Origin of the sequence: Solibacillus sp. FSL K6-1554 (assembly GCF_038005185.1) — a bacterium.
Taxonomy (GTDB): Bacteria; Bacillota; Bacilli; order Bacillales_A; family Planococcaceae; genus Solibacillus; species Solibacillus silvestris.
The window spans coordinates 1,891,565-1,907,218 of record NZ_JBBOSS010000001.1; the positions used below are offsets into that span (position 1 = coordinate 1,891,565).

Below are 15,654 nucleotides of genomic sequence, written 5' to 3' on the forward strand. Positions count from 1 at the left end.
TATGAATCGCTCCTTTTAAAGTTTTTTCGTAAAACAGACAATGCGGTTTGCTTCTGTAAAGCCTAATTTAAGATGAACGTTTATACTGTCCTGATTAGACAATTCGCAGTCGCTTGCAAACTCTGTACATCCCTTTGTTTTAGCCCAATGTTCACATGCTTGTACTAACCGTTGCGCGAAATGCTGTCTACGGGAAGCCTCCACTACATATAGGCCTTCCAAATAGCCAACTGGTGTGGAATGTGTACCCTCTACATAGTCAAACCGGAGCTGACATTGTGCAAAACCAATTGGTTCTCCATCGTTAAATGCTAAGAAAATAGTACTGTTCTGGTTTGTAATAACGTCTTCCATGTTCTGTACGAATTCTTGTAAATCATTACCTGGCCAAAGGAGTAAAGCAAGGTGAGCTGCTGCAGATGCTTGGTCCAGTGTGGCTTCTTTAATCATAGGTTCCTCCTGTTTATAGTAATAAGTATAATTACTATTATAGAATAAAATGGAAGGTAATAGGTGGTTATGCACTGGATCGTCAAAAAATTTATTTTCATTTAAAGGTCGAGCTATTGCAAAAATTGGAAGGGAAAAGGCTTTTAAAAAGGGAACTCTTTTAAATAGCTGATTTAATAAAGGGGAGAAATTGCTTTGAGTAAGTCATTCATTGAACAAGTCCATTATATTCGAATTCCTGTAAAGCATTTAGAAGTGTCTGCACAATGGTACAGTGATATATTAGGGTTCCAATTACTAAACAATACTGTGGAAAGAGCCATTTTAAAAGTAAATGAAGGACCATTCTTATTAATCTTAGTTCCTACTGAAGATGAAACATTTGCCCATTTCACAATTGATAATAACCAGGAATTTAGCATTGGCTTCACGAGTCCTGAACTATTTAAATTTCATCAACACTTAATTGATCATCAAGTTACGGTCGAAGATATAAAAGAAGATAATGGGCATGCCTTTTTCCATTTTTATGACCCAAATGGGAATAAACTTCAAGTTCACTGGTGATTAATGATAAATATATTACCTAATATCATTACACAACAAAAATGATGAAAAGATAAAAATATTAAAGCGAATCTATCTTTCCTTAATACGTTATATCACAGCGTTTCAACAGAGCCTAAAAATAAAAAGCAAGCCATACGATCAACGTAGGCTTGCTTTATAAAGGTTTTAAAGCTTTCGTCTGCTCAATGTAAATAAATGCATCGTATCTTGAACCAATATTGGATGGAACATAATTCCCGTATACTTCATATTCAGGATGATAGACAACACCAATTGCACGATGCCCAATCCGATCATTGAATAATTTCCGATTCTCATCAGTAAAAATCAGTATTTTATCTTGTCCTCCAGCTGCGTGGAGCTGTCCTTCCCATGTGTTGAGTTTGGAAGAGGGAACTTGGATTATTTGCAAAGGATCTCCCCAGCTGTCAGCAGCGATGACCGTACCTTCATACGTCCCGAAGCCGATCGCAAAAGTATTGTCCATTCCATATTGTTCACGAATAAGTTGACCGACGTTGATCATCTGATCTTCTTTCATGCTTGTGGCGGATGCATCTCCGATATGTGTATTATGTTCCCAAATAATGATTTTTGCATCATCACCGTGATACTTCAATAATTCATTGATCGCTTCCACCATATGTGAATCGCGTGTATTCCACGAGATTGCATCCTGCATCATTTCGCGGTAATACGTTTCAGCATTTTTCGCGACAAGCGCATTCATCATGACATTTAAATCTTCCTCATGTTTATTCGAGTACTGTTCCTTGTTATTTCGAAGTGATTTCAGCAAATCTGTTACTTCATGGACACATTCATCCGTAAATTGAGCAGTGGAAAGGGCATAATGTTCGGGCATTCTGTTGTAAGGTTCAAAGCAGGAAAATGCCTTCTTTGCGTGCTCAAAATCTGCTTTATACTTAGGGTTTTCAGATAAAAAGTGTATTACTTCATCCATCGATTCAAAGAGACTGTATAAATCAATACCATAAAACCCGACTTTATTGCTCAATGTGTCATTTTTATCCTTTAGCCACTCTACGAATTCTTTTACTTCTTCATTTGCCCACATCCATTGAGGCCACCGGTTAAAAGATTCCTTTAAAATTGTTGTGGCAGTTGCATTGTCATCTTCATAACCTTTTACATAGCGGTTTACTGCCTGTGCAGATGGCCAGTCTCCTTCAACAGCGATTATATTAAACCCTTTTTGATTGATCAGAAGTTTAGTTAACTCTGCGCGGACTGTGTAAAACTCCGATGTACCGTGCGACGCTTCACCGATCATCACAATTTGGGCATTTCCAATCGATTCGACAATTTTATTTAAATTGTGTTCATTAAAGGGAAGGGCGTGCTCTTTTATTGCAGCTACCAGTTTTCTTGGCATGTTTTTTTCGCTCCTTTCATACAACGTTATCTTTCCCGTACTACTCATATGAATACCCAGCTGCGTGTAAATTACTCGGGATCAAATTAAAAAAACAAAAGAAAATTATTTTGTATAAACATAAAATAAGTGGTGATGCTAGTAACGATGGTCGGTTAGCCATCGAATGATTTTGGCGCATGATTCCTCGTGAATCCAATGCGCCTTTAATTTTGCTCATTAAATCTTAATCGTCTTAATCTTTTTACAACTTTCAGGTTAGTAATTTTGTACTTCGTAGAATTTTATAATATGATAGTTTTATACTAACTGAATTAGGGAGAATGACTTAATGAGTATTTATAATTATTTAGTGAAAAAAACGAACGGTGAGATCCTGTCAATGGAAACTTATCGTGATCAAGTGATGTTGATTGTGAACACGGCAAGTAACTGCGGATTTACTTTTCAATATGAAGACATGCAAAAGTTATATGAACGCTATGCAGCAAAAGGGTTCACAGTACTATCATTTCCATGCAACCAATTTGGCGAGCAGAACCCGGAAGACGGAGAAACGTCCGCAAGACAATGCAAGCTACAGTTCGGTGTTACATATCCAGTATTTGATAAAATCGATGTGAATGGCAAAGAGACTCATCCGCTATTCAACTACTTAAAACACGAGGTTGATTGTCCGGAATTTGTACGTGATACAATGCAGCAAAAACATTTGTACAATACAATCCAAACAAACTATCCTGATTATTTAATCGGCCGCAATATTCGCTGGAATTTCACGAAGTTCCTAGTAGACCGAAACGGCCGTGTCATCCAACGTTTTGAGCCGGATGCTTCATTCCTGGATATCGAAAATGCGATTGAACAGCTTTTGGAAACTGCAGCTGTAAAATAATCACATTACAAATAATGCCCATTCCTTCAAGGGAAATGGGCTTTATTTTATGCATTCTTTTTCGTCCTTGTAGTGGTTGCACGTTTTCTCGTTTTCGGCTTCTTCGTCTTGTCCAGGGATGCTTGTAATGCGGACATTAAATCGGTCACATTATCAGGCAGCGGTCGTTTTTCGTTTGCCACAACCGTACTTTCCGTTTTCTTTTCCTCGATCAGCTGCATGAGCGCTGTACGGTAATCATCCGTATATTTGGTTGGATCAAACTCTGTTGTCAATTGTTCAACAAGCATAAGGGCCGTATCCAGTTCCTTTTGCACGACTGCTTCAACACTTGGTATATTCGGTACATCCCCGACATCTCGCACTTCATCCGGGAAATGAATGATCTCCATAACTAATGTATTTTTATAGACACGGACAATGGCCAATTGCTCTTTTGACCGGATCGTAATTTTAGCGACACCGATTTTACCTGATTCCTCCAACGTTTTTCGTAATAGGACATAAGCTTTTCCACCTGTATTATCAGGTGATAAATAGTATGTTTTTTCAAAATAAATCGGATCAATTTCTTCTAGCTTAACAAAATCTATAATCTCTACGGATTTGTCCTCATTTTCTTTACGCAAGTTTTCCAAATCCTCTTCATCTAAAACGACGAATTTGTTCTTTGTATATTCGTATGCCTTTACGATATCTTCATCCTTTACTTCGGCCTGACATCCTTCACACACCTTTTTGTAGCTGATCGGTGTATGGCATTCCTTATGGAGCTGCCGAAGTTTAACGTCTTTATTATCAGTTGCGGCATGTAGCTTTACGGGAATATTTACTAAGCCAAAACTAATACTACCTTTCCAGACAGTATGCATGTTGTCACCTCATTTTTCCTTACTATGGGACTAAAAATTTAATTTATGTATTGTCTGCGAAAAAAAAACAAAGCATAAATATAAAAATGAAAGTTGGCCTATATGTGAAACCTATGTTATTAACCGATGTACCGGATATTCCATTAGGTGACGATTGGTTGTATGAGGCAAAGTATGACGGTTATCGCTGTATTTTAGTTTGGGACAAGGGTAAAAATATTCCTGAGATGAAAAGCCGAAATGGGAATGTATTAAATGAAAAATTTCCAGAAATCATTCGTTTCTGTAAGAGTATTTATGCTGAAATCGAACCATATTTACCGCTGATTTTTGACGGAGAAATCGTTTATTTAATCAATCATTTTCAAAGTAAATTCTCGTTTGTGCAAAAGCGCGGAAAAATGACGAATCAAAAAAATATCGAATCGAATGCAAAGACATTTCCATGTCATTATATTGTGTTTGATTTACTGAAATTAAAAGGGAAAGATAAGGGAAATAGCCGATTAACAACAAGAAAACAATTATTATCCGATCTTTTTGAACGGCTCAATTTACTTGACACTGTTCAATATAATGATCCAAAGAGACTTCAAGCGATTGATGTATTTGAAGATCCGCATTTAATTTGGCAAAAAGTAACGTCCCATAATGGGGAAGGGATCATTGCGAAAAAGCGCAGCAGCAAATGGCTGGAAAATACGAGAACGAAAAGCTGGCAGAAAATAAAAAACTGGAAACATGTAAATGTCATCCTCACGAAATTTGATCAATTAAACGGTTTTTTTAATGGTGCAATCTATCAAGAAGACATGCTTATGGAAGTGGTTTCGTTTAAACATGGTTTGTCAGAGGAAGAAAGCAAAACATTGATCGCCTTTTTTAAATCGAAAGGGACAGTGAAGGAGAAAAGTATATTCGAGATTCCCCCTTCAATTTGCGTAACCGTTGCCTGTATTGATTTCGATGGCAGTAAACTGAGAGAGCCGCGCTTTCATTCGTTCCAACATCATCTGGACGTTACCGAGTGCAACTGGCAGCAAATGCAGAGACAATTAAACCCGATTCCGGAAAGTGTCATCGTCACCCATCCGGACAAACCAGTTTTTCCTGCTAGCCATATTACAAAGGATGACTATTTGTATTATTTACAGACGGTAGCGCCCATGATGATGCCTTTTCTGCAGGACCGGTTATTGACGGTAATCCGTTATCCGCACGGAGTACCCGGTGAAAGCTTCTACCAGAAAAACTATATCGAAAACTTGCCGGAATTTATCACAACTCAGTTAGTAGACGACACCCATTTTATCTTGTGCAATAATCTCGAATCCCTACTGTGGTTGGGAAATCAGCTCGCTTTGGAATTTCATATTCCGTTTCAGCCGGTCACTTCAGAACAGCCGACAGAAATTGTATTCGATTTGGATCCACCTTCCGTTCATGAGTTTGGATTGGCGGTAGATGCTGCTGTAAAATTTAAAACGATAATGGATTACTTTAAACTGACCAGCTTTATTAAAACGTCTGGCGGAAAGGGCATGCAAATTTATATCCCATTGCCACTGCACACATTTTCTTATGAAGATACGGGTGTATTTACCGAGTTTATATGCCGATTTCTCGTACAGCAATTTCCTAATTCGTTTACAATCGAGCGGTTGAAGAAAAACAGGGGTAAAAGGCTGTATTTGGATTATGTCCAGCATCGGGAAGGCAAAACCATTGTGGCACCATATTCACCACGCGGCAATAATAAAGGATTAATCGCCACTCCATTATTATGGGAAGAAGTAAACGAAGGATTAACGCCTGATCTTTTCACGATTCCAAATATAATAAAACGTCTGGAACGCATGGCGGATCCTTTCAAAAATTTCAGGGAAGTGGGTGAGCGGCAGTCATTCCGAGCTGCTCTAGATCAAATAACTGGGAAACAAGTGTAGCTGGTAGCACCAGCAGACTTAGAAAAAAGCCTTCCGCAAATTATGCGAAGGCTTTTCTTTTATACATTAAGAAGGATTAATCACTATAGGAGCATCCTCATGGTGGTTTGAATGACTTGGGGATAAGTCATAAGCAATCAGCGTAACATTTAATTTTTGTTCCAGTTGCTTAATTGCCTCGAGTTTATTCAAATCCAGTTCTGCAAATTTTGTTTCTTCCACAATAATCACATCCTTATTACAGTATAGATGTAGTATGAAAAGTAAATTTATATTTATCCGTGCTGTATGTAGGACAAAATAGCGATTCAGTAAATTTGGCAGAAAAAAAGAGAGATAAAAATATCTCTCAAGCCTCAAGAATTAATTGCATTATAGTTTAATGGATGAAGAATATTAGTAAATACGTCCTTTTTTACAATAAAATATGTTTTCTTATTATATGTAACGACCACTTGCCCTGGTTTAACAAATACTTTAGCTGTCTTTAAATTAGCATATGGCACACCTAATAATTTTGAAATGTTCATGATAATTACCCCTTTTCAAGTTTCTATTTTTGTTATTCCCAAAATAATAATAGTTTTAAACTATATTAGATAAATTTATGCTAGAAATAAGGTTCGAAATTCAAGGTAAGTCAATGATTTTACAAATTTAATTATGAATAAAAACCTTCGTACCAATGGTTACTCTAGATGACAATTCCAGAACATCGTGATTAAACATTCTAATACATCCATGTGAACGATTCTTACCAATTGAAGCCGGGTTATTCGTTCCGTGTATACCATAATGAGGCTTTGACAATCCCATCCAAAGCACTCCGAATGGTGCAGGAGGATTAAGTTGTTTATTGATGATCGTGTATGTACCAGAAGGTGTTGGGGTTAATATTTTGCCAACTGCAATCGGGTAAGCTTTTATAAGTTTATTGTCATCCATTAGCTTTAATCGATGTTTTAAAGTGGATATGTCGATCCATATTGCCATGAAGATCAACTCCAATTTTAAAATAGTATGAAGCAATATAGATATCAGTTAATTCGAGGAAACCATTTTTGTCGATCTTATTCCTTGGCGAATTTAAAAAGACCTGAGCAACGACTCAAGTCTATAAACCCTTATTCTAATATATGCTGCTTAACCCAAAATAATTACATGAAGACCAGTTCATTATTAACGTAATAATTAGAGGTGAAATCGTTGGAAAAGCTTATTCAGATTTTATTTTTGTGACTTCACTACTGGAATATAGATATCGCAAATTTTCCCTTCATCAAGCATGCAACGGTCATCGTATAGTTCAAAGTCATTACAACCTGGTGCATACTCGAACCCCAACTTAGGAAACCATTCATTAAAAATATAATTCCATGTTCCCTGAATGGCGGCTACAAAGTTTTTAGCGTCAGAAGGGGGTGTAGAAAATACGGCATAAGTTGCGGGAGGTATTTCACAAACATGGTATTCGTCAGCAATTTTTGTCCCAGCTTTTGGTTCGACCCCGATTACATATTCAAACTCTCCGGTTGACGGGTCTTCCGGGAAGCATACCCCATATTCATCATGCTTTTTAATAAAGTTTTCCGAGTGAAGTTTTTCCATTTTTCCGCCGCTCATATAGTCATCCCAAAATGCTGGGATTGCTGTAGAGTTTTCTCCGCCAGTTGACGTTGTTTTAATGGCATATCCGGCAAGTTTAATAGCAGGCAGTGTAACAAATTTAGGTTCCATAACAATTCCTCCGATAAAGTATTTGTACGTACAGGTTAAGCTTGGCGGGAATGGTCGGCCACAATGCGCATGCAAACGGTAAGTTCCTGGTGAACAGCCGTAATAACGCCGAAAAGCTTTACTGAATCCAGAGTGTGTCTCAAACCCATATTCCACTGAAATATCGAGAATCCGTTTGCCTGAAGAAAGTTCATGTGCAGCAAAGGCAAGTCGTCGGTTCCGGACGTAGGTCATCACCGAATATCCGGTACCCCATTGGAATACCCGGCTGAAATGCCAAGTTGAATAACCCGCTTGTGCAGCCAAAATATCCGGACTGATATTTTCAGTAATATTTTCATCGATAAACTCTAAAATCCCCTGTAAAGTTTCTACTGTGTCCATTTATATCCCCCTAGCTGTATAGTCATTCGTACAGTAAAATCAGTATACCAGAGCTCTGGAGGAAAACTGTTCCAAAATTGCTGTATTTGGAAATTGAAAGAAAAAGTAAAGAAGCGTGATGATATTGGATTACTGGTTTAGTTTAAACACTTCATCAATTACCCTATTTAAAACAGCATATCGATTTTTTATCCTTACAACTCAATCATTTTAGCGCTATAATATCTCTAGAGGTGAAGAGAATGTTTATTTCAGAAACAACAGTAGAAGTGCGCTATGCGGAGACCGATCAGATGGGTGTAGTTTATCATGCCAATTACATCATTTGGTGCGAAATCGGGCGTTCACAGATTGTGAAGGATTTAGGATTTAATTATGCGAAGCTTGAAGAAGACGGGTATTTATCACCTGTTATGGATTTCTCGATTCAATATAAAGCGGCGATGCGCTATGGACAAACGGCGACCGTTCGCACATGGATTGAAGAACATACGAAGCTTCGTACTACATATGGCTATGAAATTCTGCATGAAGACGGCACCGTTGCCGTAACGGCGAAGTCTCAACATATTTTAGTGAAAAAGGAAAACTTCCGTCCGGTCGCATTGAAAAAGATTGATGCTGCTTGGGATGCCAAATATGCGGAAGTTGCGAAAATTCAAAGTTAATCGACATGTCCTGTTAAATTGATAACAGGGCATTTTTTCTTTATCGAACAGACGAATATTGTTATAATCATATACGACCTAACGGAACTGTATATAAAAAACTATGAGGGAGGTGTGTTCATGGCACCAAAAACAATCGCGAATATTCAAACCCGCTGTCATATTTTATTGACGAATACGGCACGTGAAGCGATGAAGGAGCATGTTCCAGATGAACACGCCTTTTTTAATTTACAGCAATATTTCATTGTCGCGATCGAGAAAGTATCAGTCGATGCAGAGCAGACGCATTTGACCATCTTTTTCGACAATGAAAAAAATGTAAAGCTTAAAAACAAGTTTGAAGAGCGCGTTGTCATCATGGACTGTGTTTTCGACCCGAAAAACGGGCTTGTGGCGAAAAGTTTTCGAACACGCGGCAAAGGGACACCGGTTGTCACAAATCGCCGCGCCACGATGAAAATCCGCTTCGTTGCCTCCCGTATTAGCGGCCATACATACCAGGAGCCGTTTCTAAAGGCAATTGACGAATTACCGATTGCACAGGAACGCTTTGATTATGTCAATAAGCGAATCAGCAGCTGGGAAGGCTATTTAAAAGTATTGAACAAAAATGCGGACATTGAAGATATTCACGCCCGTTTTTCAAGTGTGACGTTTGATGCCGACTTTTCTCATATGACCGTCCGAATTAATAACCTTGATAAAAAACAGTGGAAACAGCTGGAGGGGCTAAGTGCGCGTTTACGCGGCTATGTCCAGGAAATCGGAGATGTTGCCAAAATCCGGCGTAACGAGAATACCGTCGAAATTGCGTTAAAACCGTATTACAGTAATTTAGCGCGGAGAAATGAGCTTCAGTTCCAATCAGAAGACATCGAATTCTCCAATGCTGCAACGAAATCTCAGCTAAAACGCCTTTTAAAAGGGTTTGAACGTTTAAAAGAAGGATTGGCCGCAAATGCGAACCTCGAAACGATTCTATTTGAAGATAAACCAGTCATTGTCGAACGCAGACAAACGATTCCTCTACATTTTCATAATCGGCTGAATCCTTACCAGCAACAGGCAGTCGAAGGGGCGATGAGTTCCGAAGATCTGTATGTCATTCAAGGTCCGCCGGGTACTGGTAAAACGACAGTTATTTCGGAAATTTGCTATCAAAATGCAAAAGCAGGACTGAAAACACTTGTTGCTTCCCAATCAAACTTAGCAGTCGACAATGCATTAAGCCGGCTTTTATCAAACAAGGATATCCGGATTTTACGCTACGGTCGTACAGAAAGCATTGAAGAAGAAGGGAAAAAGTTCATTGAAGAAAATGTTGCGACCTATTGGCAGGAGCAGACATTCGAAGCAATCGGCCATGAAATTTCGCTGCATGAAAGAAAAGAACAGCTTTTAAATAATGAGATCAATCAAGCACAAAATGAAATTGCAGCGCTTGAACAAAAACAAAAAGAGCTCGAACTGCAAATTGCACAAAAAGAAGCGGCAAAAGCCGAATTGCATGTTTTGGCCGAAAAGATCCTGGCATTGAAAAAAGAACTGACTGAATGCAAAAAAGAACTGGAAGACAATGAACGCAAACTGGAAAAACTGCAGGCAACACAGAGCACAGTAGCAGAAACCGTTGCGAATTTTGAACAGCAATTAAAAGACGGCTCGACTGTCGAACAACTGACTGAACAAGCGCAACAGTTAAAAGAAGCGAGAGAAAACTTCCAGCAGCAACTTAAGCAAAGTCACTATAAAGCGCAACTTGAAAACTTCCAGCAGCGCTTTAATGGGATCAACACGCATATCGAAAAGGCAAATGAAACGTCACAGTATGATTTGCTCGTAGATAAAATCACATCGTTGAAAAAGGTATATGAAATTGAAGAGTTCATGAGTGAATACAATATTCGCCGGAACTATGCAATGGACCGTTTACTTACAGCGCTTGATCGAATTCAGCCGCAAATGGAGCAGTATAAACCGATTAAAGATGTGAAGGAACGTCTGGAAAAGGCATTGCATTACAGTGAAACGGCGTTAGGTATTCATGTAACACCGGATAGGCTGGATATGGGCCATCATTATACCCTTGAAGAGATTCAGGAGTTTTTGACGAAGCTTAGCATCGCTTTTCGGGACCGTCGCGTAAATGCCCAAAACGGAACCCGCTCCATTCAGGGCATTCATTTGCGCATGCAATATATCGAGCAGCTGAACAATAAATATATGGATGCAATCCGTGAAACGGTGCTCATTTTCGAAAAGCTGAAAGAAGAAATTATTCTTCAGTTTAAAGAGCAAAATGATGTGAAGGCACAGCATCTTCAGCAATTGGAAGAAGAGGCAACAGCGGTAAAATCCCAAATGGATGCGATCAATGAAAAAATTGATCCATCGATTATGCTGACCCATACAACGGATGAGCTGGAAGAACTGCTCGCAACAAATGAACTGGATCAGATGAAAACTGAAACACAGCGCCAAAACCGTGAAAAAGTGGAGCTTCAACTGAACAAAAAGGCGGAGGAGCTGGCAGTTTTAAATGAACAGATTGCCCTTGGTACTGAGACTGTCGAACAGTTAACAGTTCGCTTTAAAGGGATCAACAGCGAAGGCGTCCAGCTTGAAAAACGCCGGACAGAACTGGAGCAGCTGACAAAGCAGAACCCTGAGCTAGCGATCATCGAAGTAAACGAAAAGATCGAACAGCTTACTGAACAGATTGCGACTCTAGAAGTGAAAATTAGTTTGCTTCCGGTAACAGCGGAACTTCAAAACGAATGGCACGGCTTATTGAAAAATGCCAATGCCCATGACTTGGAGGAAATCCGCAAACTGTATGTGAAACACGCCAATGTCATCGGAACAACATGTGTTGCTTCAGCGAATAAAGAGTTTATGGACAACTATCCGACATTTGATGTTGTCATTATTGACGAAGTTTCGAAAGCAACACCACCTGAACTGTTACTGCCGATGTTAAAAGGTGCCAAAATCATTTTAGTTGGGGATCATCACCAGCTGCCGCCACTTGTCGGGGATGCGACGTTTGAAGAGACATTGGAGCAAGTTGTGAAGGAAAGTACAACATTTGAAGAAAAACGGGAGCTTGAAAAGTTACTGGAAGAATCATTGTTCGAGCGACTTTATAACAATCTGCCGTCACAAAACAAAACAATGCTCGCACTTCAATATCGTATGCATAAAAATATTATGTCAACTATCACACCGTTTTACGAAAATGAATCCGAACAGCTGCAATGCGGGTTAGAGGATTCGGATGCTGTACGTGACCATTTCCTTGAAACATCCAAAATTTCGAGGAAACACCATTTACTATGGCTCGATATTCCAAATGATAAGCCGTATTTTGAAGAGCGTATGAAAGAAGGTTCGAGTCTTTTTAATTTGGCTGAGCTGGAACAAATTAAACAGCAGCTACTTGAATTGAATGCAGCGACAGAACAAGCGAAAGCACAAGGATTCATTCCGCAGGACGCATTAAAATCGGTTGGCGTTATTTCTTTCTACGCGGAGCAAGTAAAACGCATCAACCGTTTGATCGAACAGGAAATCAGTGTACCGCATTTACACATCCGTACAGGATCAGTCGATAAATTCCAAGGGATGGAGATGGATGTGATTATCGTCAGCATGGTGCGGAACCATGACAATGAGCGCGGAGAAATCGGGTTTGCGAAAGATTACCGCCGCCTTAATGTTGCATTATCCCGCGCAAGGGAACTGCTGATCATGATCGGCAGTACTGAAATGTTCACAAAGCGTCCTAAAAGCGCGAAAACACGGGATATGTATGCCCATGTATTAACGACAGTAAAAGAGCAAGACGGCTATTATGCTGTGTAGAAACAGGGGGATTGAATGGATTTACAAAGTACAGTTTTACAGCTGCAGAAAGAACTCATCCAAAACCCGTCCATTGAAATAAAAAAGCAAATGCAATATGCTATTCCGATTCACACATTGGAAGTAAAATATCATCCGGTGATGCGCAATGCGATGGATATTTTAATGAAGATGATGCTCATTTCATTTGAGAAGGCAAAGCTGAAAAATGTTGAGTTATTAGCCGAAATTTTGTTAGTGGAACCGTTATTTATTCATGATTTGACGAATAAAATGTTACGACTGGGTATGATTGTGAAGGAACAGGAATTTGCACTTACCGCTAAGGGTAAGGCACAGCTGGAATCGGGCATTTTTGAAGAGGAGCTTGAAGAAACAAGTTATTTTATTCAATACAGCCCGATCCATGAGCAGCCATTGGAGGGTGACCTGGAGGAATTTGCGGATTTGGAAGAGTTTCCGGAGCCTTTCCCGACAATCGAAACAGAAGAAATCGAAGCAATTGAAGAGAGAGTGCTGATTGATTTCATACAACAGCGACTTTCCGAACAACCGGTGGCGGAAGATGAAGTACCGCACTATATAACGAGTGTTGTTTCGACGGAATCGATCCAGATTAATGATATACCGGTCCTATGTTTTTTGCTTTTCGATCAAAAGGAAAACAGACATTTTATGCGGGTATACAATACATTGACACGTGTATGGGATGAACAGCTGGAGACAATGTTATTCAATATAGAAAAAGAACAGTTGTAGTAAGCGTGAAATAATATTTTTAGAATTATTGCAAAATTATAAAGTACATGATACACTAATGACAATTTAATAGTCTTATCAAGAGAAGCGGAGGGACTTGGCCTTATGATGCTTCAGCAACCTCTAGTTCAACTAGAAAGGTGCTACTTCCAGCAAGGTGTGAACCTTGGCAGATAAGAACGGGTAAAAAGGCCCCTCTCATTTCTGTTTTGCTGGAATGAGAGGGGCTTTTTATATTGTTCTGGAACAGTTTGTTTCATTCATAAAACAATGCATTGCCTGAAAACTACAGATTATTAAAAGATTGTTGAAAAAGTTTATGAGGGGGAAAGTGGAATGCCGATTAATATCCCGAAACATTTACCGGCGGGTGAGCTGCTTAGAAAAGAGAAGATTTTCGTCATGGAGGAAGACCGTGCGAAAACACAACAAATTCGACCATTAAATATTTTAGTGTTTAATCTAATGCCTGAAAAAGAGAAAACCGAACTGCAGTTGCTGCGCTTACTCGGTAATACACCATTACAGGTAGATGTGACATTTTTAAACACGGCTACATACGAATCAAAAAATGTTTCCAAATCGCATTTAGATACATTTTACCGAACGTTCGACCAAGTGAAGCACCGTCGCTTTGATGGGCTCATTATTACAGGAGCGCCAGTAGAGAAAATGGATTTTGAAGATGTTGGCTACTGGAATGAGATTACGCATGTTATGGACTGGGCAGATGAACATGTCACTTCGATTATGTATATATGTTGGGGCGCCCAAGCTGCCTTGTATCACCATTTTGGCATTGGAAAATTCGAATTGCCGAAGAAATGCTCCGGTGTTTATTCCCATGTGATTACGGATTTAACAGTAGATTTAGTGCGGGGATTCAGTGATGAGTATGTGGCACCGCATTCACGCCACACGTCGGTTTCAATTGATGAAGTGCGGGCACACCCTGACTTGCGACTATTAAGCTATTCGGATGATGCAGGCGTGTTTATCGTTCAATCGAAAAACAATAAACATATTATGATTACAGGGCATCTGGAATATGATGCAACGACTTTATCGGATGAGTACTTCCGAGATATTGAGAAAGATCCGGACAATACGGAAATTCCGATCAACTATTTCCCGAATAACGACCCGTTGCAGGCACCGAAAAATGTTTGGCGTGCCCATTCGCATCTGTTGTTCTACAACTGGCTGAACTACTACGTATACCAAGAAACGCCGTATGAATGGCATTACGTCGATGAAAATATTGAATATCATATTTAATGCTTATAAATGAAACGAACCAGCAAGAGATGGACTCCTGCTGGTTCGTTTTATTTAATTGCGACCCAGGCACGTTCGCGTTCAATCTGCAAACTAATTTCCCGCCCGAAGAAATCGCTTAATAATTCGTCTGTTAAAACAACTTCGCGTGCATTGGCTTCGACATTTTTTCCGTCTTTCATTAAAAGTACATGGCTAAAACAAGGAAGTATTTCTTCTACATGATGCGTCACGTAAATTAGGGTAGGGCCGTTTTCTGCCTGTGCAATCTGTTCTATTGTTTGCAGCAAGTTTTCCCGTTCGATTAAGTCCAGACCGCCACATGGCTCATCCAATATTAAGATTTCCGGATCAGCCATAATGGCCCTTGCTATTTGAACACGCTGCCGTTCACCTTGAGACAAATGCTCGAATGATTTATTTGCTAAATGGTCACAGTGAAAATGCTTCATAATAGAAACCGCATGGTCAATTTCTTCTTCCGTCACATCATTGAAAAGGCGAAGGGCACCGAATTTTCCGCTGAGCACGATTTCAATTGCATTATCCTGCCAGTTGAAGTTATCGATCATCGCATTGCTGACCCAGCCGATCCGTGTCCGCAGTTTCGGTATATACGTCTTGCCATATGTTTCACCCAGTACTTGGACCTTACCTTCATTTGGCCAAATATAGCCGTTAATAACTTTCAGCAACGTCGTTTTGCCGGATCCGTTTAACCCTAAAATAGCCCAATGCTGTCCTTTTTGTACATGCCAGCTTAAATCATTTAAAATCTTTTTGTCATTGCGATATAAATGGATATTTTCAATATGTATCATTTTAAAAACAC

Annotated in this window: 15 protein-coding genes and 1 riboswitch; of the genes, 7 read left to right on the forward strand and 8 right to left on the reverse strand. The window is 39.4% G+C overall.

Annotated features, from left to right (window positions below; translation table 11 throughout):
- Positions 1-15: 15 nt before the first annotated feature.
- The gene (aac(6'), locus tag MHB58_RS09225) at positions 16-450 is read right to left on the reverse strand and encodes an aminoglycoside 6'-N-acetyltransferase (protein WP_014823894.1); all 435 of its coding nucleotides are present in this window, start codon (positions 448-450) and stop codon (positions 16-18) included.
- Between the two features lie 195 nt (positions 451-645).
- Here aac(6') and MHB58_RS09230 point away from each other — a divergent pair, with 195 nt between their 5' ends.
- A complete protein-coding gene (locus tag MHB58_RS09230) occupies positions 646-1,017 on the forward strand; it encodes a VOC family protein (RefSeq protein WP_014823893.1) in 372 nt (123 codons plus the stop codon).
- Positions 1,018-1,174: 157 nt separating this feature from the next.
- On the opposite strand, the gene MHB58_RS09235 is transcribed toward MHB58_RS09230, so the two are convergent.
- Positions 1,175-2,416 carry an erythromycin esterase family protein gene (locus MHB58_RS09235; RefSeq protein ID WP_014823892.1) on the reverse strand — a complete coding sequence of 414 codons (1,242 nt, stop codon included), beginning with the start codon at positions 2,414-2,416 and terminating at the stop codon, positions 1,175-1,177.
- 331 nt (positions 2,417-2,747) lie between these two features.
- On the opposite strand from MHB58_RS09235, the gene MHB58_RS09240 reads away from it, so the two are divergent.
- Entirely contained in the window at positions 2,748-3,311 is a 564-nt protein-coding gene (locus MHB58_RS09240) for a glutathione peroxidase (RefSeq protein WP_014823891.1), read from the forward strand.
- Positions 3,312-3,358: 47 nt separating this feature from the next.
- Here the strand turns inward: MHB58_RS09240 and ku are convergent, their stop codons facing one another.
- Complete coding sequence (gene ku / locus MHB58_RS09245) at positions 3,359-4,183, reverse strand: non-homologous end joining protein Ku (protein WP_014823890.1); 825 nt, start codon at positions 4,181-4,183, stop codon at positions 3,359-3,361.
- Positions 4,184-4,287: 104 nt separating this feature from the next.
- Here ku and MHB58_RS09250 point away from each other — a divergent pair, with 104 nt between their 5' ends.
- Complete coding sequence (locus MHB58_RS09250) at positions 4,288-6,129, forward strand: DNA ligase D (RefSeq protein ID WP_340735074.1); 1,842 nt, start codon at positions 4,288-4,290, stop codon at positions 6,127-6,129.
- Positions 6,130-6,195: 66 nt separating this feature from the next.
- Here the strand turns inward: MHB58_RS09250 and MHB58_RS09255 are convergent, their stop codons facing one another.
- From MHB58_RS09255 to MHB58_RS09270, 4 genes are all read right to left on the reverse strand, one after another.
- Positions 6,196-6,351, reverse strand: a complete 156-nt coding sequence (locus MHB58_RS09255) for a hypothetical protein (RefSeq protein WP_014823888.1) — start codon at positions 6,349-6,351, stop codon at positions 6,196-6,198.
- 134 nt (positions 6,352-6,485) lie between these two features.
- The gene (locus tag MHB58_RS09260) at positions 6,486-6,659 is read right to left on the reverse strand and encodes a hypothetical protein (protein ID WP_008407084.1); all 174 of its coding nucleotides are present in this window, start codon (positions 6,657-6,659) and stop codon (positions 6,486-6,488) included.
- Positions 6,660-6,786: 127 nt separating this feature from the next.
- The gene (locus MHB58_RS09265; RefSeq protein ID WP_339264524.1) at positions 6,787-7,122 is read right to left on the reverse strand and encodes a L,D-transpeptidase; all 336 of its coding nucleotides are present in this window, start codon (positions 7,120-7,122) and stop codon (positions 6,787-6,789) included.
- Between the two features lie 234 nt (positions 7,123-7,356).
- Entirely contained in the window at positions 7,357-8,250 is an 894-nt protein-coding gene (locus tag MHB58_RS09270; RefSeq protein ID WP_340735075.1) for an AraC family transcriptional regulator, read from the reverse strand.
- Positions 8,251-8,492: 242 nt separating this feature from the next.
- Here MHB58_RS09270 and MHB58_RS09275 point away from each other — a divergent pair, with 242 nt between their 5' ends.
- From MHB58_RS09275 to metA, 4 genes are all read left to right on the forward strand, one after another.
- A complete protein-coding gene (locus MHB58_RS09275; protein ID WP_014823885.1) occupies positions 8,493-8,918 on the forward strand; it encodes an acyl-CoA thioesterase in 426 nt (141 codons plus the stop codon).
- Positions 8,919-9,038: 120 nt separating this feature from the next.
- The gene (locus tag MHB58_RS09280; protein ID WP_014823884.1) at positions 9,039-12,785 is read left to right on the forward strand and encodes an AAA domain-containing protein; all 3,747 of its coding nucleotides are present in this window, start codon (positions 9,039-9,041) and stop codon (positions 12,783-12,785) included.
- Positions 12,786-12,800: 15 nt separating this feature from the next.
- Positions 12,801-13,544: a nucleoside-diphosphate sugar epimerase gene (locus tag MHB58_RS09285; protein WP_340735076.1), complete on the forward strand. Its 744-nt coding sequence runs from the start codon at positions 12,801-12,803 to the stop codon at positions 13,542-13,544.
- 72 nt (positions 13,545-13,616) lie between these two features.
- Positions 13,617-13,724: riboswitch (SAM riboswitch) on the forward strand.
- Between the two features lie 156 nt (positions 13,725-13,880).
- Positions 13,881-14,822, forward strand: coding sequence for a homoserine O-acetyltransferase MetA (metA, locus tag MHB58_RS09290; protein ID WP_014823882.1), 942 nt, complete (start codon positions 13,881-13,883; stop codon positions 14,820-14,822).
- Positions 14,823-14,872: 50 nt separating this feature from the next.
- Here metA and MHB58_RS09295 read toward each other — a convergent pair whose 3' ends face one another.
- On the reverse strand, positions 14,873-15,643 hold the full coding sequence (locus MHB58_RS09295; protein WP_014823881.1) for an ABC transporter ATP-binding protein: 771 nt from the start codon (positions 15,641-15,643) through the stop codon (positions 14,873-14,875).
- Positions 15,644-15,654 lie beyond the last annotated feature (11 nt).